Source organism: Sphingopyxis sp. 550A, from assembly GCF_053569535.1.
The window spans coordinates 228,427-253,349 of the sequence record NZ_CM131615.1 but is presented as its reverse complement, the minus strand read 5'-3'; the positions used below and the strand labels follow the sequence as shown (position 1 = coordinate 253,349).

Genomic DNA, 24,923 nt, shown 5'->3' with positions numbered 1-24,923 from the left:
CCGGATGACCGGTCGCCGTTCCCGCATCGAAAGCCTTTCCAATCCGCTGATCAAGCGGATGCGTCTGCTGCGCGAGAAACGCCACCGCCGCGCCGAGGGGCTGTTCCTCGCCGAGGGGCTGCGCATCGCTACCGAAGCGCGCGAGGCCGGCGTGCTGCCGTCATGGCTGTTTCTCGCCAACGAGGACGCCGCCACGCACCCGCTCGCGAAAGCGCTCGTCGACGCGACCCTTGCGAACGGCGGCGAAGTGATCGACACCACTCCCGCGATCCTCTCCAAACTGTCGGGCAAGGATAATCCGCAGACGATCGTCGGCATCTATGCCGAGCCGAAGACCGGTCTCGCCGATCTCGACCGCGCCTCCGCGCCGATCTGGCTCGTTGCCGAGCGACTGCGCGATCCCGGCAATCTCGGCACGATGCTCCGCACCGGCGACGCGGTCGGCGCGGGCGGGCTGATCCTGCTCGACGAAAGCACCGATCCCTATGGCGTCGAGGCGGTGCGCGCGAGCATGGGGGCGATCTTCACGCAAAAACTGGTGCAGGCGCGGTGGGAGGAATTTCTTGCCTGGCGGCGCAGCGGCCGCGGCGAGCTCGTCGCGACCTGGCTCGGCGGCGACACGCAGGATTATCAGGCAGTGCGCTATGCCGCGCCGACCTTCATCCTGATCGGCAACGAATCGCAGGGCCTGCCCGCCGCCTATGCCGCGGCCGCCGATGTGCGGGTGAAAATGCCGATGATGGGCAAGGCGGACAGCCTCAACGCCGCGGTCGCAGCGGCAGTGATGGCCTATGAAGTGCTCAACCAGCGGCGAAGCTGAACGGCGGTTGGCGCTGCCGTTCAGGACATGGCCATTCAGGGGCACCTAACGGCGCCTTCAACACTGTCGCTATGCCGAAACAAGGTCCGGTTGGCGAAGAACGAAAGGCTATTTCCGTGACACGCATCCTCCCCCTCATCGCCCTGCCGCTGGTCCTCGCCGGCTGCGCCGCCTCGGGCACCCCGCAGGCGCCCGGCGACAAGCCCGCTCCGTCCACCGCCTATATGGCGATCGGCACAGAACCCGGCTGGACGCTCGAGATCACACCCGAACGGCTGACCTATGCCGGCGACTATGGCGAGACGCGAATCGCCGTCCCGAACCCTGGCGCGGCACCGTCGATGAACGGCAAAACCTACGCCGCCGGCCGGCTCTCGGTCGTGATCAAGCATGCGCCGTGCAGCGATGGGATGAGCGACCGGCGCTATGCCGACACCGTGCGTGTGATCGCCGACGGCAAGCGCGTGCAGGGCTGCGGCGGCGCGATCCTGCCGCCCGATACGCTCGCGGGGTCGAACTGGAGCTTCGTGTCGATCGACGGAACGCCGGTAGCGTCAGACAGGCCGACCTCGCTGGCGTTCGACGGCACGCGCCTCAGCGGTAGCGCAGGGTGCAACCGCTTCGGCGGAGGCTACACGGTCGAGGACGGCACGCTCTCCGCTGGACCGCTCGCCGCGACGCTGATGGCCTGCCCCGGCCCGGCGATGGAGCAGGAACGCAACTTCTTCGACCTGATGGAGGGGCCGGTGGGAATCGCCTTCCCCTCGGACGGCACGCTGCTGCTGACCGGCAAGGACGGCAAGACGGCGGTGCTCAAGCGGGTGATTTGAGGCAGCGCCTCGGCTTCCCATTGATCCGTTCGTGCTGAGCTTGTCGAAGCGCGGCCCTTCGACAGGCTCAGGGCGAACGGAGTTCGGGGGTGCGCGCCAGCTATTCCCCGTCGTTCACCGCGGCCGGCGCCGCGGCCAGTTTCGCCAGCGGCCGCGCTGTCTGTTCGGCGACCGGCAGCACCGGTATGTCCTTATCCCCCGTTTCGACGTCGAGCGCTTCGAATCGTTTCGCCTGCGTCAGTACCTGACTTTCGAAACTGCCGACGAAGGCGTTGTAGGCACCCGTCGCCTGGTCGAGATTCTTGCCGACCCGCGCGATATGCGACCCCATCACCGACATGCGCGCATAAAGCTCCTTGCCGAGCGCCGCGATCTCGCGCGCCTGACCCGCGAGCTTTTCCTGCCGCCACACCGCCGCGACGGTGCGCGCGATCGCGATCAGGTTCGTCGGCGTCGCGAGCAGCACCTTGCGCTCGAACGCATAATCCCAAAGCTCGTGATCCTGATCGAGCGCCGCGGCGAGGAAATGCTCGCCGGGGACGAACATCACGACGAAATCGGGGGTGTCGTCGAACTGGTTCCAATAGGATTTGGCGCCGAGCAGGTTGACGTGCGCCTTCATCGCCGCGGCGTGCGCGGCCAGATGCACCGCCTTCTCGCCCTCGTCGACCGCGCCGAAGGCGTCCTGATAGGCGTTGAGCGACACTTTCGCGTCGATGATCAGGCTTTGTCCGCCGGGCACCTTGACGACGACATCGGGGCGGAGCCGCCCGCCGTCACCGTCGGCGACGCTGACCTCGGTCTGGAAATCGGCATGTTCGCTGAGCCCACAGCTTTCGAGGACGTTGCGAAGCTGCTGCTCGCCCCAGCGCCCGCGTGCTTTGGGCGCGTTGCGCAGCGCGTTGACGAGCTTCGCCGCCTCGCTCGACACGCGCTCGGTCCCTTCGCGCATCGCGGCAATCTGGCCGTGGAGCAGGCCGAAGGCATTCTGACGCTCGGCCTCGACCTTGCCGACCGCTTCTTCATATTTCTGCAAGCGGTCGTGGACGGGGGACAGCAGCGCCTTCAGATTCTTCCCCGCGCTTTCCTCGCTCTGGCGGAAGCGTTCGTCGGCGCGTTCGAGAAAGGCTTTCTGCGCCTCGCCCAGCATCGCCTGCCCGACCTCGCGGAACTGCGCGGTGAGCGCCGCCTGCGCGTCTTTCAATTCGGCGATGCGCGCCTCCTGTGCCTCGTCACGCGCCGCCTGTTCGGCAAGCAGCGCGGCGAGTTTCAAGTCGGCGGCCTTGCGCGCCTCGGCCTCGGCAGCAAGGTCCGTAACCGCCGCCTTGAACCGATCGGACAATCCGTCGCGCTCTGCCTTGAGCGCACCTGCCTGTTTTCCGGCAAGCAACCAGCCGATGAGGGCGCCGAGAACAAGAGCGACGAAAGCGATAGCGAGCGCGGCAACATTCATGAGCGGAACATAGGACGAACGCAGCGCTTTTGGCTAGCCGCAAATTATCGGGTCAGAGCAAGTAGACGAAGATGTAGCGAGCGATGAGCGCGACAAGAATCGCCGAGCTCCAGCGGCGATCCGCCACCCACCGATCAACGCCACGAGGATCAGCGTCAGGGTCGCGCTGAGCGGCCGCGTAAGATTGGGCGCGATATCGGGCTGCGACAGATAATAGCCGAGTTGCGCCGCGAGCAGCACGAGAAGCAGTCCGAGCACGACGCGGCGGACGCGGAAATAATGGACGTCGAGGTCGGCGAAACCCTCGGGATGCGAGGGGAAGACGAGCCGTGCGGCGAGAAAATAGAGGCTGGCGAACGCCGCGACCGCCATCAAAGTCGTGCCCGACACCGCAATATCGGCGCGCACTGTCCATGCCGCCGACCAGAAGGACAAAAGGTCGAGCATCACGAAGATCGCGAGCAGTGGAGTAAGCCAGCCGATCGTGAACTTCGTCCGGCCGTCCTCCGCCGCGAAGCGCGTTTCGAGCGCGCGGCCGAGCCCGCTCAGAAGCTCGACCATCGAAAGACCCAGCAGCAAGCTGTAGAGCGCGAAAACAAAGTCGAAATCCTTCACGTCGCGGCATTCCATTCGGCGGGCAGGATGGCTCGATAGGCGGTGGCATCGGGCGCACCGCCGATCGTCACTCCTTGCGTCAGCAGCCAATAATGCCGCACGATCTCCGCCTGCTGCTCCAGCCCGTAGCGGCGCAGCGGCCAGCCGGGTTTCAGGCTGTAATCATAGGTCGCGAAAGGATGCCGCATCAGTACCAGATACCAGCGCCCGCGCTGCTGCGCCTGCCAGACGTGGGTCATCTCGTGAAGAAACAACCCCTTCGCCCGCAATTCTTCGCTCCGTCCGCCGGCCGGGCAGGAGAAATCGTCGCAATAGACGCCGCCCTTGGGGTGGAAATGCAGGTCGCCCATCGGCGCCATGACGATCCGGCGCGGCTGGAAGAAAATCCATTTATAATGGCGCACCCGCACCCGCGCATAATCGATCGCATCGCCGAACACCGAGCGGGCGAGCGCGATTTCTCCGGTCGTGAGGGGGCGTGAAGGGCGCGGCACTTCGGCCTATTTCTTCGCCGCGTCCATCCCCGTCTTGCCCCCGCTCATGTCCATCGAACCATGGTCCATGCCGGCCATGCCGCCCTCGGCGCTCGCGTTCGGCGCGGGCTTGATCGGCAGGTCGAACAGGATGCGTTCATTGTCGTTGTCGGTGAAGACGAAGGCCATCGGCAGCTTGCCCGCGCGCACCGCGGCGCCGTTGATGTGCCAGATCATCAGATGCTTGCCGCCGGGCTTGAATTCGAGCTTGCCCTTCGCCGGGACGACGGCGGCGGCGAGCGGCTTCATCGTCACGACGCCGTTTTCCTTGACGCTTTCGTGCATCTCGACCCGCTGCGCGAGGTCGGCGGTCACCGCGACGAGCTCGACGTCGCGCGGTCCGCCCTGGACGGTGAAATAGCCCGCCGCGGGGCTGTCGGGCGTCGCCCCCATCTGGATATAGCCCGCGACGACGTTGAGCGGCTGTCCCGCGCCCAGATTCTTCTCACACGCGGTCAGCGTGAGCGCGGTGGCGGCAAGCGCGGCTATTGCAAAGGGCTTCATGATGCTTGGGACTCCCGAAATGCGTCAATTTTCCTGTCCCAGATACGCCGTCAAAACCCTTGTGCCAAGGCAAAGCGCACCTATATCGCCCCCATCAAATCAACGCACGGCGTGCCTTTTCAGGGCGCCGAATGAAGCAACAAGGACGAAAAAACCCATGGCCAAAGTGATCGGGATCGACCTCGGCACCACGAACAGCTGCGTCGCGGTGATGGAAGGCGGCAAGCCCAAGGTTATCGAAAATGTCGAAGGCACGCGCACGACGCCGTCGATCGTTGCCTTCGCCAAGGACGGCGAGCGGCTGATCGGCCAGCCGGCGAAGCGCCAGGCGGTCACCAACCCCGAAAACACCATCTTCGCGGTCAAGCGCCTGATCGGCCGCCGCTTCGACGATCCCATGACCAAGAAGGACATGGAACTCGTCCCCTACACCATCACCAAGGGCACCAACGGCGACGCGTGGGTCAAGGCGGGCGGCGAGGATTATTCGCCGTCGCAGATCAGCGCCTATATCCTCCAGAAGATGAAGGAAACCGCCGAGGCTTTTCTCGGCGAGAAGGTCGAGCAGGCGGTGATCACCGTTCCCGCTTATTTCAACGACGCCCAGCGCCAGGCGACCAAGGACGCCGGCAAGATCGCCGGCCTCGAAGTGCTGCGCATCATCAACGAGCCGACGGCGGCCGCGCTCGCCTATGGCCTCGACAAGACCGAGAACAAGACGATCGCGGTCTATGACCTTGGCGGCGGCACCTTCGATATCTCGATCCTCGAAGTCGGCGACGGCGTGTTCGAGGTGAAGTCGACTAACGGCGACACCTTCCTCGGCGGTGAGGATTTCGACAGCAAGATCGTCGAATATCTCGCCGACGGCTTCAAGAAGGACGAAGGCATCGACCTGCGCAGCGACAAGCTGGCGCTGCAGCGGCTGAAGGAAGCCGCCGAAAAGGCGAAGATCGAGCTGTCGACCGCGCAGTCGACCGAAGTCAACCTGCCCTTCATCACCGCCGACGCCAACGGGCCGAAGCACCTGGTGAAGACGATCACCCGCGCCGACCTCGAAAAGCTGGTCGAGGATCTGATCAAGCGCACGCTCGAACCGTGCAAGAAGGCGATCAAGGACGCCGGCGTCAGCGCCAGCGAGATCGACGAGGTCGTGCTCGTCGGCGGCATGACGCGCATGCCGCGCGTGCGCGAGGTCGTGAAGGACTTCTTCGGCAAGGAACCGCACACCGGCGTCAACCCCGACGAGGTCGTCGCGATCGGCGCCGCGATCCAGGCGGGCGTGCTGCAGGGCGACGTCAAGGACGTGCTGCTGCTCGACGTGACGCCGCTGAGCCTCGGCATCGAGACGCTGGGCGGCGTGTTCACGCGCATGATCGACCGCAACACCACCATTCCGACCAAGAAGTCGCAGGTCTATTCGACCGCCGACGACAATCAGTCGGCGGTGACGATCCGCGTGTTCCAGGGCGAGCGCGAGATGGCGGCCGACAACAAGATGCTCGGCCAGTTCGACCTCGTCGGCATCCCGCCCGCGCCGCGCGGCGTGCCGCAGATCGAGGTGACCTTCGACATCGACGCCAATGGCATCGTGTCGGTCCACGCCAAGGACAAGGGCACTGGCAAGGAGCAGCAGATCAAGATCCAGGCCTCGGGCGGGCTCAGCGATGCGGACATCGACCAGATGGTCAAGGACGCCGAGCAGTTCGCCGAAGAGGACAAGAAGCGCCGCGAGGCGGCCGAGGCGAAGAACAACGCCGAAAGCCTGATCCACACGACCGAACGCCAGCTCGAAGAGCATGGCGACAAGGTCGATGCGGGCCTCAAGAGCGAGATCGAGGCGGCGGTGGCCGAAGCCAAGACCGCGGTCGAGGGCGGCGATCCCGCCGCGATGACCGAAAAGTCGCAGGCGCTGGCGCAGGTCGCAATGAAGCTCGGCCAGGCGATCTATGAGAAGGAACAGCAGGCCGCGGCCTCCCCCGCCGCCGACGCTGGTGAGACGAAGGCCGACGAAGATGTCGTCGACGCCGAATTCTCGGAAGTCGAAGACGACAAGAAGTAAGACGGAAGCTCTCCCCGCCGGGCCTTCGGGCGCGGCGGGGTTGAGGGGGTTTTGAAGAATGTCGCTCGACATCGATTATTACGAACTGCTGGAAGTCGAGCGCACCGCCGACGACAAGGCGCTGAAGGCGAGCTATCGCAAGCTCGCGATGCAATATCACCCCGACAAGAATCCGGGGTGCGGCGACAGCGAGGCGCGCTTCAAGGCGATCAACGAAGCCTATGATTGTCTGAAGGATCCGCAGAAGCGCGCCGCCTACGACCGCTTCGGCAAGGAAGGCGTCAATGGCGCGGGCGGCTTCGGCGGTGGCAACGGCGCCGATTTCGGCGACATCGGCGACATCTTTGAATCGATCTTCGGATCGGCGTTCGGCGGGCGCCAGCAACAGCGCGGCCCCGCGCGCGGCGCCGATCTGCGCTACGACATGGAAATCAGGCTCGAGGACGCCTTCACCGGCTGCTCGCGCGAAATTCAGGTCGACGTCGCCGCGCGCTGCGACGCGTGCGACGGGTCGGGCGCGAAGCCCGGCACCTCGACCAATCGCTGCTCGACCTGCGCCGGGCACGGCAAGGTGCGCGCGCAGCAGGGCTTTTTCATGGTCGAGCGCACCTGCCCGACCTGTCAGGGTGCGGGCGAAGTTATCGCCGACCCCTGCAATAGCTGCCACGGCGAGGGCCGCGTCGATCGGCGCAAGACGCTGACCGTCACCATCCCGCCGGGGGTCGACGAGGGCACCCGCATCCGCCTGTCGGGCGAAGGCGAGAGCGGCGCGCGCGGCGCGGCGCCGGGCGACCTCTACATCTTCCTCCACATGGCGCGGCACAAAGTCTTCGAGCGCGAGGGCACGACGCTGTTCACCCGCGCGCCGATCAGCTTCACCACCGCGGCGCTCGGCGGATGCATCACGATCCCGGGGCTCGATGGCAAGAAGCATGAGATCAATATTCCCCCCGGCATCCAGTCGGGCAAGCAGCTCCGCCAGCGCGGCGCCGGTATGCCGGTCCTCAACGGCCGCGGCCACGGCGACCTCGTCGTCCAGATCGACGTCGAGACGCCGACGAAACTCAGCGCCAAGCAGAAGGAATTGCTGCAAGCGTTCCGCGAGACCGAAACCGGCGAGGAATGTCCTGCGAGCCAAGGCTTTTTCGGCCGCATCAAGGAAATGTGGGACGATCTGACGGAGTGATCCCAATCAATCCCTCCCCTTCAGGGGAGGGCAGCGAGACTCGCGAACTTGTTCGCTAGTCGCAGCGGGTGGGGGGCCAGCGGCCTTGCGCTGCGCCTCTGGCCCCCACCCCAACCCCTCCCCTGAAGGGGAGGGGCTTATATGGTCCCAATCTCTCCCCTCAACTCCACAATCAGCGCCTTCACCTTCGGCAGCCGTTCCTCTTCCTCATCCAGGATCGCGTGGAACGCCCGCCGCTTGATCGCCGCAAGCTCGTCGGCGGGTAGCGCGCCGTCGCCGGTCACGCTGCTCGACACGATGTCGCACAATCGGTCGGCGCCGTGGAGCCGACCCCAGAGATAGTCGTTCTCGCGATAGGCGCGGCTGAAGAAGGCGCCAAAGCTGTTGAATTCGATCCCTTTCAACATCGCCGCAGCGCCGCCGGTGCGGATCGCGGTCGCATCGGAGGGCGAGATACGGTCGATCTTGATCGGGTCGAATTCGTCGAACCCCTCACCCTGCAGCAGCGGCAAGGTCGCAATGTCGTAAAAGGGATAGCCGAGATAGGCGAGCAGCAGCGTCCGCCGGTCGTCCTTGGGTAGCCCACCGAGCGCTTCGGCGATGAATGCATCGCCCTCGGCATCGGCGCGGATCAGGTCGCGGTGCGCCGCGATGCCGTCGAGCCATTGCCCGGCATCGGCATCGACGGGCACATCAATGCCCGCAAGCCAGCTGTCGTTCTCGCGCTCGAGATAGATGCCGAGCGCGGTGAAGATCGCCTCGCGCATCGCGTCGCACGCCAGGTCGCGCGTGTCGCGCTTCGCCTCGACCACCCGGTCGAGTTCGCGCGCGAGGAAGCGCAGGCGGCGGATACGGAAGCCGAGGTCGTGGTGGCGGAAGAAATCGACGGCATCGTCGCTTGCCCCCGCCCCGCGGCGCCCCGACAACCGGTCGAGCCCGCGCGCGCGGACCTCGTCCCAGATCGCAGCGCGGCGATTGCGACGATGGATGTCGCCTTCGGGCGGCGCGAGCCGGTCGACGACGCCGACCAGTTCCTCGACGATCGCCGACAGCTTGAGATGGCCATAGGGCGCGAAGGCGAAACCCGCGCGCGCCGCCGCCTGATCCTGGGCCTTGGCGCGCCATTTCTGCAACCGCGCCGGGGTCGGCGTGTCGAGGAAGAAGGTGGTGCCGAACAGCGCCGCTACCTGTTCCTCGACCTCGACCTTCATCGCGTCGACGATATGCTGCATCCGACGGATGCGGCGCGACATGCCCTCGATCGCCTCGACATTCTCACGGATCGGCTGTTCGCGCGGGATTTCGGAAAGCGCGCCGAGAATCGTCGAGAGAAAGCCGGGCAGCTTCGGCGCCCCATCCCCGACATCACCGTCCGCCGCTTCGCCGGGCTTGCCGAAGCTGATCGAGCGGTAATCGGGCTTGGGGTCGATATAGACGAAGCGCCGATCAATCTCGCGCCGCGCCGGGCGCTGCTTGAGCGCTGCGATTGCGGGGCGGAACGGCGCGTTGGCGAGCACTGATCCGTCGATGAGCACGCGATCGGCGGGATTGCGCGCATCGTCCGCGCCGCCCGCGGGCAATTGGGCGCGGATGAAGGCATCGCGGTCGGGCCAGGCGATCCGGCGCTTGTGCAGCACCCGATCGAGTTCGCGCAGCGTGAAGGGCGGAAAGGCGCCCGGAAAACTCGCGGTCGCGCGCGCGGCGGCGGCGAGCGCCGGCACGTCGTCGAGGCTCTTGCCCGCGCGCGCGTCCTGCCGGAAATGAAGCATCAGTCGATGCTCCTCCTCGGTGACGCGTGGCGGGCTGTTCAACGACAGAAAGGTCTGGTGCCCCGCGAAATCGGTGACCGATACGAACAGGTCGACCGGCTGGCCCGCGGGCACCAGCGCCGGCCCCTTCGGCCCCGCGTCCATCGCGTCGAACGCATCGAGCAACAGCTCCGAGAAAGTCTCGCCACCGAACGGCGGCTCGAACCAGCGCGCGCGGACAAAGCGCGACAGCTTCGCACGCACCTCGTCCTGCGCGCTTTCGCCCACCGTCTGATCGATGACGTTGCCGCGCCGCTTCATCGCCCAGCCGGCGATCGGCACCGCCCAGAATTTGGTCGCCGCCGACAGCGGCCGCGCGTCGGGGTCGAGCAGGCTGTCGACATCGGCGTCCTTCAACCACAGCTCGGTCAGCGGGTCGAGAGAATGACCGCCGGCGATCGCGCGCGCCAGGAAGATGCCGTTGATCCCGCCCGCGCTCGCCCCTGCGACGATGTCGGCCAGCACGCGCAGCTTGACTCCGCTCCGCTCGGCGATCGCCGCAAGCAGCTCGCCATAGACGCGCCCCGATCCCGCCTGCGGTGCGCCTTCGTGAAACGCCCGCGACGCCGCGGCAAGCCGCCACACCTCCTTGGTGATGCCGTGCATATAGACGGCGAGACTGATGCCGCCGTAGCAAATCAGGGCGAAGCGAAGTTCCTTTTCCCGCATCGCGAGGGTGATAGCGCGCTTTGCGCGGCATGTCCCTCCCTCCCGCCAACGCGAAGACTGCTTCGGGGTGTAAAGCGAGCATTATGCCCCCGGTGGCCTTCCGACTGCCGGCAGGCCGGCCAGCCAAAGGGCCACAGGGAGAAGCTATGGAGCCCGTCGTTTCCGCCCCCCGAATAAATCCACGCGGCCCAGGACGGCAACAATTCCCGATCCTGCCTCGCGCCCGCTTGCCCCTCACCTGCTAGATGGTTAAGGCCGGTCCCCATGACCGCCGCTCCGTCCTCCGTCCGCATCGCCCCGTCGATTCTCAGCGCCGACTTCGCGCGGCTGGGCGAGGAAGTGCGGGCGATCGAGGCCGCGGGCGCCGACTGGGTGCATATCGACGTGATGGACGGCCATTTCGTCCCGAACCTGACGATCGGCCCGATGGTGGTGAAGGCGCTGCGTCCGCATTCGGCGCTGCCCTTCGACGTCCATCTGATGATCTCGCCCGTCGATGGCTTCCTCGACGCCTTCGCCGCGGCGGGCGCCGACATCATCACCGTCCATCCCGAGGCCGGGCCGCACATCCACCGCAGCGTCCAGCACATCAAGTCGCTCGGCAAGCAGGCGGGCGTCTCGCTCAATCCCGCGACCCCGGCGAAGATGCTCGACTATCTGATCGACGACATCGACCTGGTGCTGGTGATGAGCGTCAATCCGGGCTTCGGCGGGCAGAGCTTCATCACCAGCCAGCTTCGCAAGATCGAGGCGGTCCGGAAGATGATCGAGAAATCGGGCCGCGACATCCGACTCGAAGTCGACGGCGGCATCGACGCGGCGACCGCGCCGCTCGCGATCGACGCGGGCGCCGACGTGCTCGTCGCCGGCACCGCGACCTTCAGGGGCGGGCCCGACGCTTACGCCGACAATATCCGGCGCCTTCGCGGCGCCTGACCGGGGAAGGGCAGGCCTGTGACCTCTCCCCCATCCAGCCCGATTCCTGATCCGGGCGACGATGCTCCGCCGCTCGACGATTCGATCGAGCCCGGCAAGAGGCTGATCCGCCTGCCCGCCGACAAGGGACTCTCACTCGGCGACCGCATCGCCAACCAGATCACCCGGCTGACCTGGCGCACGCCGCTCCACGCCTTTCGGTTGAAGGGGCGTTTTCCGCTGAAATTGCTCGGCGTGCCGGCCGATCCGGTGCCCGGCGACATGCGCGCAGGCACCGCGATCCGCGCCGGTCACTTCCTCCACCGCGGGCTGAAGTTGCCGCTAAACGAGCTCGATTTCGCGACGCTGGCGGTCGCACCGGCCTTTGCCGACTATCTCCACAGCTTCGCCTGGCTGCGCGACCTTGCCGCGACCGGCACCCGCGCCGACGGCGCCCCGATCGCCGAGGCGGTCGTGCGCCAATGGCTGGCGACGCACGGCGAGACGGTGAGCGAACCCGCGTGGCAGGCCGACAATACGGGCTGGCGCATCCTCTTCTGGGCCGCCCACGCGCCGCTGATCCTGTCGTCGAGCGACCTCATCTACCGCTCGGCGGTGCTCAATCATCTCGCGCGCGCCGCGCGCCACCTCGACCGCGTCGCCGACAAGACGCGCCCCGGCACTGGCCAGCTCGTCGCGTGGATCGGCATCGTCGCCGCCGCGCTGCTGATGCCCGGCGGCGAACCGCGGCAGGTGTTCGGCGAGGCCGGGCTGCGCAAGGTGATCGAGACGAGCTTCTATGCCGACGGCGGCAATATCGCGCGCTCGCCGCAGGCGCAGCTCGACGCGGTGATGGCGTTGGCGATGCTCGCGCGCGTCTATGACATGCGCCGGATCGAGGTGCCGCCCTTCGTGCAGGAAGTGCTGGCGCGCGCCGTTCCCGCGCTGCTCGGCCTCGTCCACAGCGACGGCGGCATGGGCAATTGGCAGGGCAGCGGCGCGACGTCCGCCCTCCATATCCAATATGTCGTCGCCGCGAGCGGCGTGCGAACCCGCCCGCTCAAGCAGGCGCGCGACTGGGGATATCAGCGGCTCGTCGCGAACAAGGTGGTGCTGCTCGCCGACGCCGCGCCGCCGCCGATCGCGCGGGTGACCGAGGCGGGCTGCGCCTCGACCCTTGCTTTCGAGCTCAGCGACGGCGACGAGCGTATCGTCGTCAATTGCGGTGGTGCCGCGCTGACCGGCGCGACGATCCCCGCCGACCTCGCGCGCGGGCTCCGCACCACTGCTGCCCATTCGACACTGACGATCGCCGACAGCAATTCGACCGCGATCCTGCCGAGCGGCGCGCTCGGCCGCGGGGTGACCGAGGTCGAGCTCGACCGGCGCGAGACCCCGCAGGGCAGCCGCGTCGAGATGAGCCACGATGGCTATGCCCGCCGCCACGGCTTCATCCACCGCCGCCTGCTGATCCTCGCCCCCAACGGCCGCGAGCTGCGCGGCGAGGACATGCTGCTCCCCGCCCCGCGCAGCCGCCGCAAGGGCGACAAGCGCTTCACGCTGCGCTTCCATCTCGGGCGCAATTTGTCGGCGAGCCTGACCGCCGACAAATTGGGCGCGCTGCTCCGCATATCGGGCGGGCCGCTGTGGCAGTTCCGCACCTCCGACGGCGCGCTGGAAATCGAGGAAAGCCTGTGGGTCGACGGCGACGGCCGCCCGCACCCGACCGAACAGCTCGTCGTCACCGGCACCGCCCCCGCGGGCGGTGCCAGCATCGGCTGGATCTTCAAGCATATCGGCTGAGCGGACCGGATTGGGCGCTGACACTCGCTTTGAGCCGGGAATCGCCGTTCCATTCATCGTCATTCCGGACTTGATCCGGAATCCACTCATCCCGCGCTGTCCTGAATGGACCCCGGATCAAGTCCGGGGTGACGACAGATGGAGGTTCGGCTCCTTCCTTCGCCGCCGCGCAAATTTTCCCGCCCGCAAAGGCATGGCCGATTTCGCGGACTTGCCCGACACCGCGGCCCTTCTGTGTCACTCGTGTGACAGTCACGTAACACAGCGGTCACAAGGCGCTGCCACTCGCCCCCTCGAATCGCGGCAAGCAAATCTGCTCCGCGATCTTCCGCACTCTCCAGGGGGAAAAAATGCAATCGCTTCGCTCCGTCCGCTCGCGCATCCTGCTCGGCACCTGCCTATCGCTCGCCGCCGCGCTTCCCGGCACCGCCTTCGCGTCCGACATCGTGGGCACCGTCACCGACGCGAGCGACACGCGCGCGCTGCAGAGCGCGCAGGTCCGCATCCTCGAACTCAATCGCGAGACCGAGGCCGGCCGCGACGGCAGCTTCCGTTTCGGTGACGTCCCCGCGGGCACCTATACGCTGGAAGCCCGCTATGTCGGCGCCGAACCGCGCACCGAGACCATCACCGTGTCCGATAGCGGCAATGCCACCGTCAGGCTGGTCCTCGGCACCGACGGCACGATCCTCGTCCTCGGCCAGTCGGCGAACATGACCAGCGCGCTCTCGCGGCAGAAGGCCGCCGACGGCGTTGAAAGCGTGCTGACCCGCGACGCGGTCGGCCAGTTCCCCGACCAGAATGTCGCCGAATCGCTGCGCCGCCTGCCCGGCATCAACATCCTCAACGATCAGGGCGAAGGCCGGTTCGTCTCGGTCCGCGGCCTCGATCCCGAGCTCAACGCGACCTCGGTCAACGGCGTCCGCCTGCCCGCACCCGAAAGCGACATCCGCTCGGTCGCGCTCGACGTGATCTCGAGCGACAGCATCGAATCGATCGAGGTCAAGAAATCGCTGACCCCCGACATGGACGCCGACACGATCGGCGCCTCGATCGAGATCAACACGACGAGCGCCTTCGAGCGCCGCAAGAATCTGCTGACCGCGAAGATCGAGGGCAGCTACAATGAATATTCGGAAAAGCTGACCCCGAAGGGCAGCATCGATTTCTCGCAGCGGCTCGGCGACAATGTCGGCGTGTCGGGCGGCGTCTCCTATTATCAGCGCAAGTTCGAGACCGACAATATCGAGGCCGACGGATGGAACGAGGACGACGGCCTGATCTTTCCCGAAGAGGTCAATTACCGCGACTATGACGTCGAGCGGAAGCGCTTCTCGGCCAACCTCAACTTCGATTTCCGCGTCGGCGGCTCGACCAAGCTCTATGCCCGCGGTGTCTACAGCCAGTTCGACGACCAGGAATATCGCCGCGAGACGAGCCTCAAGCTGGAGGATGCGGGTAGCATCACCGCCGATGGCGCCACCGGCGTCGACTTCAGCGACGAGGATGGCGAGATCAAGATCCAGCGCTCGCTCAAGGACCGCTTCGAGCGCCAGCGCATCCGCAGCCTCGTGCTCGGCGGCGACACCGAAGCAGGCGGCTGGCGCGCCCAATATTCGGTGAGCTATGCCAAGTCGACCGAACGCGAGAACGGCTCGATCGACCCCGCCAATTTCGAGCAGAAGTTCGAGGATGACGGGCTGGTGATCGGCCTCGACACGACCGATCTGCGCAAACCCATCTATACCGTGGGCGGGCTCGCCGGCACGGTCGCCGACTTCCGCGATCCGGGGGAATATGAGCTCGACAGCATCCAGGTCACCGACCTGTCCGACTCGCGCGACCGCGAATGGGGCGCGCGCTTCGACCTCGGCCGCGAATTCGCGACCGACAGCGGCAGCTTCACGATCCAGGCAGGCGCCAAGGGCCGCTGGCGCAAAAAGAGCTATAATCTGGAAACGACCTATTGGGAAAATGACGATCTGACGATGGCCGACCTCGTCGGCGACCAGACCTATCGCCTGATCGACATCTCGCCCGTGCTCGACAAGAAGGGGGTGCGCCGCTTCTTCAATGCCAATCGCGACATCTTCGAGCTCAACGAATTTGATTCGACGCTCGATTCGATCCTCGACGATTATTCGGTCACCGAAGACGTCGTCGCGGGCTATCTGCTCGGCCGTTGGGACAGTTCCACCCTCCGCGTGATCGGCGGCGTGCGCTACGAGCACACGAAGAATGACATTCGCGCCAACACCGTGCTGACGGTCGAGGAAGGCGGCGAACTGCCCGACGGGACGACCGCCGACGACGACACGATCGCCAGCGTCACCCCGAACCGCTTCCAGCGCAGCTATGGCGACTGGCTGCCCAGCCTGACGATCCGCTGGGAACCGCAGCAGAATCTCGTCCTGCGCGCCGCGGGCTACAAGAGCCTCGTCCGGCCCAAGCTGTCGAAGCTCGCGCCGCACTTCACCATCGAGCAGAATGACGACGACGAGCGCGAAGGCGATTTCGGCAATCCCGACCTCAAGCCCTATCGCGCGTGGAACTTCGACGCCGGGGTCGAATATTATCTTCCCGGCAACGGCGCGCTGTCGGCGGGTGTCTTCTATAAGGACATCAAGGATTTCATCGTCGACGCGAAATATCAGAACCCCGGCACCTGGCAGGGCATTGCCTATGACGAGGCGACGATCCCGATGAACGGCGACAGCGCCAAGGTCTGGGGCCTCGAACTCAGTTATCAGCAGGCGCTGCGCTTCCTGCCCGCGCCGCTCGACGGGCTGCTGGTACAGGCGAACTACACCTACACCGATGCCACCGGAAAGGTGCCGATCGACGGCGACATCACCGACCTGCGCAAGATCGACCTGCCGGCGGCGTCGAAGCACACGTTCAACGTCGCGCTCGGCTACGAAAAGGGCCCAGTCTCGCTGCGCCTCGCGGGCACCTATCGCTCCAAATATCTCGACGAGCTCGGCGACGACGCGCCCGAAGACCGGATGATCGACAATCATTTCCAACTCGACCTGTCGGCCAAATATGATGTGACCAAGCGGTTCCAGGTCTTTTACGAGTGGGTGAACATCAACAACGCGAAATATTTCGCTTACAATAATGTCGGCGCACGCCGGAATCTGCTGCAGTTCGAGCAATATCGCTGGACGATGAAGTTCGGAGCGCGGGTGAAGTTCTGATGCCTCATCGAGAGGGGCGTCCGGAGGCCTGTGACCCCGGAGCCCCTCGCGACCGCGCGGCGCCGTTTCGGCCCGACACCGCTTGCGATAGCGGGCCCAGCCGCCTAGGGGAGCCGCGTCTTTCCCTTCCTGCAAAGGCCGCCCTTTCCATGACCGATCTCGTTCCCGTCCGCCGCGCCCTACTGTCCGTCAGCGACAAGGCGGGGCTCGCCGATCTTGCCGCCGCGCTCGTCCGCCACGGCGTCGAGCTGGTGTCGACCGGTGGCACCGCAAAGGCGCTGCGCGAGGCGGGGCACACCGTTCTCGACGTCGCCGACCTCACCGGCTTTCCCGAGATGATGGACGGCCGCGTCAAGACTTTGCACCCGACGGTCCACGGCGGAATCCTTGCGGTGCGCGACGATGCCGCGCATGTCGCTGCGATGGACGCGCACAGCATCGGCGCGATCGACCTTGTCGTCGTCAACCTCTATCCCTTCCTTCAGACCGTCATGAGCGGCGCCGACCGCGATACGATCATCGAGAATATCGACATCGGCGGACCGGCGATGGTGCGTTCGGCGGCGAAGAACCATGCCTTCGTCGGCATCGTCACCGAGCCCGAGGATTATGCCGCAGTGATCGAAGAGATGGACGCCAACGGCGGCGCGACCACCCTCGCCCTGCGCAAGCGTCTCGCCGCGACGGCCTTTGCGCACACCGCGACCTATGACGGGATGATCGCGAGCTGGTTCGCCTTCGCCGATCAGGGCAAGCTGTTCCCCGAAACGCTGCCGCTCACCGCCAAGCTGTCGAACGAACTGCGCTACGGCGAAAATCCGCACCAGCAGGCAGCGCTCTATTTGCCCGCCGGCCCCGCCGCGCGCGGCATCGCGCAGGCCGAGCAGGTTCAGGGCAAGGAGCTCAGCTACAATAATATCAACGACGCCGACGCCGCGCTCGAACTCGTCGCCGAATTCCGCGAGGCCGACCCGACCTGCGTCATCGTCAAGCACGCCAATCCCTGCGGCGTCGCGAGCGCGGCAACGATCGCCGAAGCCTATGACGCGGCGCTGAAGTGCGACGATGTCTCGGCCTTTGGCGGCATCATCGCGGTCAACCGGCCGCTCGACGGCGCGACCGCCGAGCTGATCAGCGGCATTTTCACCGAAGTCGTCTGCGCTCCCGACGCCGATGCCGATGCGCGCGCGGTGTTCGCGAAGAAGAAGAATCTGCGCCTGCTGCTCACCGGCGAACTGCCCGATCCGGCGCGCGGCGGGCTGATGATGAAGACGATCGCCGGCGGCTGGCTGGCGCAGAGCCGCGATAACGGCCGGATCACGCGCGCCGAGCTGAAAGTCGTCACCGAGCGCGCACCGACCGAGGAGGAACTGACCGATGCGCTGTTCGCCTGGACCATTGCCAAGCATGTGAAATCGAACGCGATCGTCTATGCCAAGGGCGGCGCGACCGCAGGCATCGGCGCGGGGCAGATGAACCGCCGCGACAGCGCGCGCATCGCCGCAGTGAAAGCGCGCGAAGCCGCCGAAAGCCATGGCTGGACCGAGCCCCGCACCGTCGGTAGCGCGGTCGCGAGCGATGCCTTCTTTCCCTTTGCCGACGGCCTGCTCGCGGCGGTCGAAGCCGGCGCGACCTGCGTGATCCAGCCGGGCGGATCGATCCGCGACGACGAGGTGATCGCGGCGGCGAACGAAGCGGGGCTGGCGATGGTGTTCACCGGGATGCGGCACTTCCGGCATTAACGGCCATTTTCGAATCGTCATCCCGGCGAAGGCCGGGATGACGAGAAAGGAAAGGATGCTCCTGTCTCGACTTCGTTCGCCGCGAACGGCATAGGAAAGCCGTGGTCATCCTGACCCGCAACAAGGACCAGCATGACCGCCACCGTCCGCAACACATCGATCATCCAGCGGCTCTATAACTGGACGATGGAGAAATCGGCGCATCCGCACGCCGAATATTGGCTGGCGCTGGTCGCCTTCGTCGAGGCAAGCTTCTTCCCCATCCCGCCGCACCCGCTGCTCGGCCTGATGTGCCTCGCCGATCCGAAGAAGGCAGTGCGCTATGCGATCATCTGCACGCTCGCGTCGGTCGCGGGCGGGATGCTCGGCTATTCGATCGGCTATTTCCTTTACGAGAGCGTCGGGCTGTGGCTGCTCGGGGTGCTCGGGCTGACCGACGCCTTTCCGCCGGCCGCCTGCTATCTGCGCGAATATGGCGCCGAGATCATCCTGATCAAGGGCGCGACGCCGATCCCGTTCAAGCTGCTGACGATCACCGCCGGTTTCATTCACATGAATTTCTGGACCTTCCTGTGGGCCAGCCTTGCCAGCCGCGCCTTTTCCTTCATGCTGGTCGGCATATTGTTCCGGCTTTTCGGGGCCCCGATCAAGGCGTTCATCGACAAATATCTGATGTGGGTCGCGGGCGCGTTCCTGGTCGCGGTGGTCGCGGGCTTCCTCGTCATCGGCGCTTTGTCGGGCGACGGTAAGGCGAAGGAAGCCGACAAATGCAGCGGGGCAACGCTGCAGAGCATGGGGCTGGATCGGAAGTAGCAAGGAACCGTCGCCCCCGCGAAGGCGGGGGCAACGATTGCTATTCGTTGGCGGCCTGGTGCAGCCAGTCCGCATGCCGCGGCGCCTTCTTCGTCCGGCTCCATTCGTCGAGCATCAGCGGCGCGACGCGGCGAAGTTCGGCATATTGCGCGTCGGTGCCGATGTCGCACGCCAGCTCGACGCGGTGGCCGTTGGGGTCGAAGAAATAAATCGACTTGAAGATACCGTGGTGCGTCGGGCCGAGCACATCGACGCCGTTGGCGGTCAGATGGTCCTTTGCCGCGACCAGCTCGTCATAACTGCCGACCTTGAACGCAAGATGCTGGACCCACTGCGGCGTATTCTCGTCGCGCCCCATGTCGGGCTGGTTGGGCAGCTCGAAGAAGGCGAGGATGTTGCCGTTCCCCGCGTCGAGGAAGACGTGCATGTAGGGATCATATTCGCCGGTCGAGGGCACATGATCCTCGGCGAAGGCGGTCGTATAGGTCATGCCGAGCATGGCCTCATACCATTCGACCGTTTCTTTCGCGTCCTTGCAGCGATAGGCGGCGTGGTGGACGCCGCCCAATTTGATCGGCGATTGGCTGGTCATTTTACCCAACTCCGTTCGTGCTCAACCTAATTCCGTTTGCCCTGAGCTTGTCGAAGGGCCGTTCTTTCTTTCGAGCGACGAAGAGAAGAACGGTGCTTCCCCCGGACTTGATCCGGGGTCAGCACGAACGGGATTGGGATCAAGCGTTCTCTTTCACTTCCAGCGCGCCGCGGCGGATCTGATCGAGCTCCATCGACTTGAACAGCGCGGTGAAATTGCCCTCGCCGAAGCCTTCGTCCTTCTTGCGCTGGATGAACTCGAAGAAGACCGGGCCGATCACGGTCTGGCCGAAAATCTGGAGCAGCAGCCGCGGGTCGCCTTCGGTGGTCGAGCCGTCGAGCAGGATGCCGCGCGACTTGAGGTCCGCGACCGGCTCGCCATGGCCGGGGAGGCGCTCGGCGAGCAGTTCGTAATAGGTTTCGGGGGGCGACGGCGCGAACGGATTGCCGAGCGCCTTCAATTTGTCCCACGAGGCATAAAGATCGTCGCAGGAAAAGGCGATGTGCTGGATGCCCTCGCCATTATAGGCGCGCAGATATTCCTCGATCTGGCCGCCGCCGCCCGCGCCTTCCTCGTTCAGCGGGATGCGAATCTTGCCGTCGGGCGCGGTCATCGCCTTCGAGGTCAGACCGGTATATTCGCCCTTGATGTCAAAATAGCGGATCTCGCGGAACCCCGCGATGCGCTCGTAAAACGCCGCCCAATGCGCCATGCGGCCGCCGTAGACATTGTGGGTCAGGTGATCGATGACCTTGAGACCCGCGCCCTCGGGATGGCGGTCGACGCCTTCCTCATAGACGAAATCGATGTCGTAGATCGACAGATCGTCGCCGTAGCGGTCGATCAGATAGATGATCGAGCCGCCGATGCCGCGGATCGCGGGGAGGCGCAGCTCCATCGGTCCGGTCTTGCCCTCGACCGGCTCGGCACCGCGCTCGATCGCCGCGGCATAGGCTTTCGCGGCATCGCGGCAGCGCCAACCCATGCCGCACGCCGACGGACCATGCTCGGCGGCGAAATAGGCGGCAGGCGATTTGGGCTCGTAATTGGCGATCAGGTTGATGTCGCCCTGGCGCCACAATTGCACGTCCTTCGAACGGTGCCGCGCGACCAGCGTGAAGCCCATGCGTTCGAACACCGGTTCGAGCATGCCCTTTTCGGGCGCCGAAAATTCGACGAACTCGAAGCCGTCGAGGCCCAGCGGGTTTTCGAACAGGTCGGCCATGGTCAGTCCCTCATATGGTTTCAATTGAAACTATTATGAGGGATCGAGGCGAGGGAGTCAATGCGCGAGCCCTTTCCTATACTTCGTCATTCCCGCGAAAGCGGGAACCCAGGGGAGGTCAGCCGATGCACGCTCTGGGTTCCCGCTTTCGCGGGAATGACGAAGGTGGGAATCTCAACTCCCCACCCCGTTCGGGCCATTGAGCGTAATCCTCGACTAGGCGGCCGCCGTCTCGATCGCTTCGAGCGCTTCCATCCACGCTGCCTCGACGGTTTCCAGCTCGGACGCCAGCTTGCCGCGGCGCTGCGACAGGTCGCCCATCGTCAGCTTCGCCAGCGCGGGTTCGGCGCTGGCAGGATCGAACATCGCGCGGTCGATCGCGCTGATCTGCTGCGCGAGCTTCGCCGCGCGCGCCTCGTGGTCCTTGGCCGATTTGCGGAGCGCCGCCTGCGCCTCGCGCGCCTTCGCGGCTTCCTGCCGCGCGGCCTTCGCATCCTTGGGCTTGGCGGGTGCGGCCTTCATATCGTCGTTCGCGGCCGATTTGCCGAGGATGAAGGCGACATAATCGTCCATGCTGCCGTCGAAATCGCGCGCCGTGCCGCCATCGACGAGCACCAGCCGGTCGGCGCTGAGTTCGAGCATATGGCGATCGTGGCTGACGACCAGCACCGCGCCGTCGAAGCCGTTCAGCGCCTGCACCAGCGCCTCGCGCGCATCGACGTCGAGGTGGTTGGTCGGCTCGTCGAGGATCAGCAGGTGCGGCGCCTCGCGCGTGATCAGCGCGAGCGCGAGCCGGGCGCGTTCGCCGCCCGACAGCTTCGCGACCTCGGTCGTCGCCTTATTGCCCGAAAAACCGAAGCGCCCCAATTGCGCGCGCACCGCGCCGGGGGTCTTGCCCGCCATCACCCGCGTCATATGGCCGAGCGGCGTATCGTCGCCGTCGAGTTCCTCGACCTGATACTGGGTGAAGTATCCGACGCGCATCTTGCCCGCGACATTCATCGCGCCATCCTCGGGCTTCAATTGCGCCGCGAGCAGCCGTGCGAGCGTCGTCTTGCCGTTGCCGTTGCGGCCGAGCAGCGCGATGCGATCGTCGGGGTCGATGCGCAGGTTCAGGCGCGACAGCACCGGCTCGCCCGGCGCATAGCCGACGCTTGCAAGGTCGAGCGTGATCAGCGGCGGCTTCAATTCGTCGCCGGGGCTGGGGAAATCGAAGACGAGACTGGGGTCTTCCGAAATCGCCGCGATCGGCTGCATCCGCGCGAGCTGCTTGGCGCGCGACTGCGCCTGCTTCGCGGTCGAGGCGCGGGCGCTGTTGCGCGCGACATAATCCTGAAGCTTGGCGCGCTGCGCGTCCTGCGCCGCCTTGGCCGCGGCAAGCTGCGCCGCGCGTTCGGCGCGCTGGCGCTCGAACGCATTATAGCCGCCGGCATAGAGCGTCACCTTGCCGCCCTCCAGATGCAAGATATGATCGACGACATTGTTGAGCAGGTCGCGTTCGTGGCTGATCACCACGAGCTGCCTCGGATAGGCGCGCAGAAAGCTTTCGAGCCACATCGTCGCTTCGAGGTCGAGGTGGTTCGACGGCTCGTCGAGCAGCAACAGGTCGGGGTTCGAGAAGAGCAACGCCGCGAGCGCGACGCGCATCTTCCACCCGCCCGAAAAGCTGTCGAGCGGCTGCCCCTGCATATCCTCGTCGAAGCCGAGCCCGATGAGGATGCGCGCGGCGCGCGCCGGCGCGGTATAGGCGTCAATCGCGATCAGCCGCTCGTGGATGTCGGCGAGATGGTCAGGGTCGGTCTCGACCTCCGACCGTTCGAGCAGGTCGGCGCGCTCGGTGTCGGCCGCGAGCACGGTTTCGAACGGCGTCGCGGTGCCGCTCGGCGCCTCCTGCGCGATATAGCCGACCCGGGTGCGGCGCGGCATTTCGATCGCGCCGTCGTCGGCCTCGAGCTGGCCGATCATCACCTTCATCAGGGTCGACTTGCCCGCGCCGTTGCGCCCTATCAGCCCGACGCGGCTCTTCGGCGGCAAGCTCGCGCTCGCGCGGTCGAGGATGGTGCGCCCGCCGAGGCGCACGGTGAGGCCATTGATCGTCAGCATGGGCGCGCCGCCTAGCATGGCCGGCGGCAAAGCCCAAGGGCTGGCTTTTCGCCCGGCCGCACGGCACAAGGCGCGCATGCGCGCGCTCTCCCCCTTTCACATCGCCTTTCCGGTCGACGACCTTGCCGCCGCGCGCCACTTTTACGGCACGGTGCTCGGCTGTCCCGAGGGACGCAGCGACGCCGACTGGATCGACTTCGACCTTTATGGCCACCAGATCGTCGCGCACCGCGTCGAAGGCCATCGAGTCGTCGCGGGGCATAATCCGGTCGATGGCCACGACGTGCCGGTACCGCATTTCGGCGTAGTGCTGCCGCCCGATCAATGGCGGGCACTCGCCGAGCGGCTGAAGCACCATGGCGTCGTCTTCGTGATCGAGCCGCACACGCGCTTTGCGGGCCAGCCTGGCGAGCAATCGACGATGTTCTTCCTCGACCCCGCTGGCAACGCGCTGGAATTCAAGGTCTTCGCCGACCTGGAGCAGTTGTTCGCGCGATAGGCGTCAGTGCGATGCGCCCATCGATATCTGCTGCGGGCGCGGCGCGAGCCACACCGCAATGGCTGCGATGATGAAGATCACCCCTGACGCGAGGAAGAGGTGGATCACCCCCAGTGTCGCGGCCTGCCCCTCGACCAGCCGGTCGAGCACGCCGCGCGCCTGGTCGGCGGTGAGCCCCCCGCTTTCCATCGACGCCAGCGCGCCCGCAGGATTGTTAAGCGCCGACACCAGCTCGGAGCGCGAGACGCGGCTCGCGTCATCCCATGCCGTCGTCGCGATCGCGGTGCCGATCGCACCGCTCAACGTTCTGAGGAAGCTCATCAAGCCGGCGGCGGAGGTCTGGTCGCGCATCGGCACCGAACTCAGTGCGAGCGCGGTCAGCCCGACGAAGAAGAAGGGCATGCCCACGCCCTGCAACAGATGGGGAAGCGCGAGCGACCAATAGCCGACCTCGGTATTCCAGCCCGCGCGCAGGACCGACGTCATCGCCATCCACAGGATGCCCGCGCAAATCGAGATGCGGATATCGACCTTGCCGATCATCCCGGCCGCGACCGGCGACAGCAAGACCGCGAAACAGCCGAGCCATGCGACGACGAACCCCGTCTCGGTCGCGGTATAGCCGACGACCTGCTGCAGCCAGAGCGGCGTCAGCACCACCTGCGCGAAGAAGGCACCGAAGCCCAGCGAGATGGCAAGCGTTGCAAAGCTGAATCCGCGGAAGCGGAAGACGCGGAGGTCGACCACCGGATTGGCGTCGGTCAATTCCCAGATGATGAAGGCGGCGAAACTGATCGCGGCGACGATCGCGAGCATCACGATCCACGCCGATCCGAACCAGTCATGTTCGCGCCCGGTGTCGAGCATGATCTGGAAAGCGCCGACCGACACAACGAGCAGGATCAGGCCGACGACGTCGATCCGCGCCTTTTCGCGCTTCGTCTCGAATCCGCCGAGCAAGCTGCCGACGCCGAAGGCGCAAAGCGCGACGACGGGCAGGTTGATGAAGAAAATCCACGGCCAGCTCCAATTGTCGCTGATCAGCCCGCCGAGGATCGGGCCGAGGATCGGGGCGGTGGTGGTCGTCATCGCCCAGATCGCCAGCCCTGCCCCCGCCTTCTCCTTCGGGAAGATGCGCAGCAGCAAGATCTGCGACAGCGGCATCAGCGGCCCGCCCGACAGACCCTGGAGCACGCGGAACAGGATCAGCGCGTCGAGCGTGCGCGATATGCCGCACAGGAAGGAAAAGAGGCCGAAGCCCAGGATCGAGATGATGAACCAGCGCACCGTCCCGAACCGCGCCGCGAGCCAGCCGGTCAGCGGCACGCTGATCGCGTCCGCCACCGCATAGCTGGTGATGACCCACGTCCCTTGTGTGGGCGACACTGCGAGCCCGCCCGCGATATGCGGGACCGACACGTTGGCGATCGTCGAGTCGAGCACGACGACGAAGTTGGCGAGCGCAAGCGCGAAGGCGGCGATGATCAGCTTCGCGCCGCTGAGCGGTTGCGGCTCGGCCGGGATGGCGGGGGCAGCGGCGCTGGCCATGAT

General features: G+C 65.9%; 19 protein-coding genes. 10 read left to right on the top strand and 9 right to left on the bottom strand.

The window, feature by feature from the left end; translation table 11 throughout:
• Positions 1-4: 4 nt before the first annotated feature.
• Positions 5-820, top strand: a complete 816-nt coding sequence (locus tag ACVENA_RS01110) for a TrmH family RNA methyltransferase (RefSeq protein ID WP_449327295.1) — start codon at positions 5-7, stop codon at positions 818-820.
• Between the two features lie 116 nt (positions 821-936).
• Positions 937-1,650: an META domain-containing protein gene (locus ACVENA_RS01105; protein WP_449327294.1), complete on the top strand. Its 714-nt coding sequence runs from the start codon at positions 937-939 to the stop codon at positions 1,648-1,650.
• A gap of 100 nt (positions 1,651-1,750) precedes the next feature.
• Here the strand turns inward: ACVENA_RS01105 and ACVENA_RS01100 are convergent, their stop codons facing one another.
• From ACVENA_RS01100 to ACVENA_RS01085, 4 genes are read right to left on the bottom strand one after another with little or no spacing between them, the layout of a single operon-like run.
• Positions 1,751-3,103 carry a DNA recombination protein RmuC gene (locus ACVENA_RS01100; protein ID WP_449327293.1) on the bottom strand — a complete coding sequence of 451 codons (1,353 nt, stop codon included), beginning with the start codon at positions 3,101-3,103 and terminating at the stop codon, positions 1,751-1,753.
• Between the two features lie 33 nt (positions 3,104-3,136).
• A complete protein-coding gene (locus ACVENA_RS01095) occupies positions 3,137-3,718 on the bottom strand; it encodes a hypothetical protein (protein ID WP_449327292.1) in 582 nt (193 codons plus the stop codon).
• Positions 3,715-4,212, bottom strand: coding sequence for a vgr related protein (locus tag ACVENA_RS01090; RefSeq protein ID WP_449327291.1), 498 nt, complete (start codon positions 4,210-4,212; stop codon positions 3,715-3,717). Before ACVENA_RS01090 ends, ACVENA_RS01095 begins: the two co-directional genes overlap by 4 nt.
• A 6-nt stretch (positions 4,213-4,218) precedes the next feature.
• Positions 4,219-4,755, bottom strand: coding sequence for a copper chaperone PCu(A)C (locus ACVENA_RS01085; protein WP_449327290.1), 537 nt, complete (start codon positions 4,753-4,755; stop codon positions 4,219-4,221).
• 157 nt (positions 4,756-4,912) lie between these two features.
• Here ACVENA_RS01085 and dnaK point away from each other — a divergent pair, with 157 nt between their 5' ends.
• Together dnaK and dnaJ are read left to right on the top strand one after the other, a co-directional pair.
• The gene (gene dnaK / locus ACVENA_RS01080) at positions 4,913-6,817 is read left to right on the top strand and encodes a molecular chaperone DnaK (RefSeq protein ID WP_449327289.1); all 1,905 of its coding nucleotides are present in this window, start codon (positions 4,913-4,915) and stop codon (positions 6,815-6,817) included.
• 58 nt (positions 6,818-6,875) lie between these two features.
• The gene (gene dnaJ / locus ACVENA_RS01075; protein WP_449327288.1) at positions 6,876-8,003 is read left to right on the top strand and encodes a molecular chaperone DnaJ; all 1,128 of its coding nucleotides are present in this window, start codon (positions 6,876-6,878) and stop codon (positions 8,001-8,003) included.
• A 137-nt stretch (positions 8,004-8,140) separates the two neighbouring features.
• Here dnaJ and ACVENA_RS01070 read toward each other — a convergent pair whose 3' ends face one another.
• Positions 8,141-10,480 (bottom strand): patatin-like protein, encoded by a 2,340-nt coding sequence (locus ACVENA_RS01070; RefSeq protein WP_449327287.1) that lies wholly within the window; start codon positions 10,478-10,480, stop codon positions 8,141-8,143.
• A 264-nt stretch (positions 10,481-10,744) separates the two neighbouring features.
• Between ACVENA_RS01070 and rpe the strand changes: the two genes are divergently transcribed.
• The 5 genes from rpe to ACVENA_RS01045 all read left to right on the top strand — a co-directional run bounded on the left by rpe (position 10,745) and on the right by ACVENA_RS01045 (position 18,953).
• Positions 10,745-11,416, top strand: a complete 672-nt coding sequence (gene rpe / locus ACVENA_RS01065) for a ribulose-phosphate 3-epimerase (protein ID WP_257547563.1) — start codon at positions 10,745-10,747, stop codon at positions 11,414-11,416.
• Between the two features lie 18 nt (positions 11,417-11,434).
• A complete protein-coding gene (locus ACVENA_RS01060) occupies positions 11,435-13,198 on the top strand; it encodes a heparinase II/III family protein (protein WP_449327286.1) in 1,764 nt (587 codons plus the stop codon).
• Positions 13,199-13,548: 350 nt separating this feature from the next.
• Complete coding sequence (locus ACVENA_RS01055) at positions 13,549-16,398, top strand: TonB-dependent receptor (RefSeq protein ID WP_449327285.1); 2,850 nt, start codon at positions 13,549-13,551, stop codon at positions 16,396-16,398.
• A 149-nt stretch (positions 16,399-16,547) separates the two neighbouring features.
• Entirely contained in the window at positions 16,548-18,140 is a 1,593-nt protein-coding gene (gene purH / locus ACVENA_RS01050) for a bifunctional phosphoribosylaminoimidazolecarboxamide formyltransferase/IMP cyclohydrolase (RefSeq protein WP_449327284.1), read from the top strand.
• A gap of 159 nt (positions 18,141-18,299) precedes the next feature.
• The gene (locus ACVENA_RS01045) at positions 18,300-18,953 is read left to right on the top strand and encodes a YqaA family protein (protein ID WP_449328875.1); all 654 of its coding nucleotides are present in this window, start codon (positions 18,300-18,302) and stop codon (positions 18,951-18,953) included.
• Positions 18,954-18,993: 40 nt separating this feature from the next.
• Here ACVENA_RS01045 and ACVENA_RS01040 read toward each other — a convergent pair whose 3' ends face one another.
• The 3 genes from ACVENA_RS01040 to ACVENA_RS01030 all read right to left on the bottom strand — a co-directional run bounded on the left by ACVENA_RS01040 (position 18,994) and on the right by ACVENA_RS01030 (position 22,873).
• Complete coding sequence (locus ACVENA_RS01040; protein ID WP_449327283.1) at positions 18,994-19,545, bottom strand: VOC family protein; 552 nt, start codon at positions 19,543-19,545, stop codon at positions 18,994-18,996.
• Positions 19,546-19,684: 139 nt separating this feature from the next.
• Positions 19,685-20,770, bottom strand: coding sequence for a 4-hydroxyphenylpyruvate dioxygenase (gene hppD / locus ACVENA_RS01035; RefSeq protein ID WP_449327282.1), 1,086 nt, complete (start codon positions 20,768-20,770; stop codon positions 19,685-19,687).
• Between the two features lie 216 nt (positions 20,771-20,986).
• Positions 20,987-22,873, bottom strand: a complete 1,887-nt coding sequence (locus ACVENA_RS01030) for an ABC-F family ATP-binding cassette domain-containing protein (RefSeq protein ID WP_449327281.1) — start codon at positions 22,871-22,873, stop codon at positions 20,987-20,989.
• 76 nt (positions 22,874-22,949) lie between these two features.
• On the opposite strand from ACVENA_RS01030, the gene ACVENA_RS01025 reads away from it, so the two are divergent.
• The gene (locus tag ACVENA_RS01025; protein ID WP_449328874.1) at positions 22,950-23,372 is read left to right on the top strand and encodes a VOC family protein; all 423 of its coding nucleotides are present in this window, start codon (positions 22,950-22,952) and stop codon (positions 23,370-23,372) included.
• A 3-nt stretch (positions 23,373-23,375) separates the two neighbouring features.
• On the opposite strand, the gene ACVENA_RS01020 is transcribed toward ACVENA_RS01025, so the two are convergent.
• A complete protein-coding gene (locus tag ACVENA_RS01020) occupies positions 23,376-24,920 on the bottom strand; it encodes a DHA2 family efflux MFS transporter permease subunit (protein ID WP_449327280.1) in 1,545 nt (514 codons plus the stop codon).
• Between the last annotated feature and the right edge of the window lie 3 nt (positions 24,921-24,923).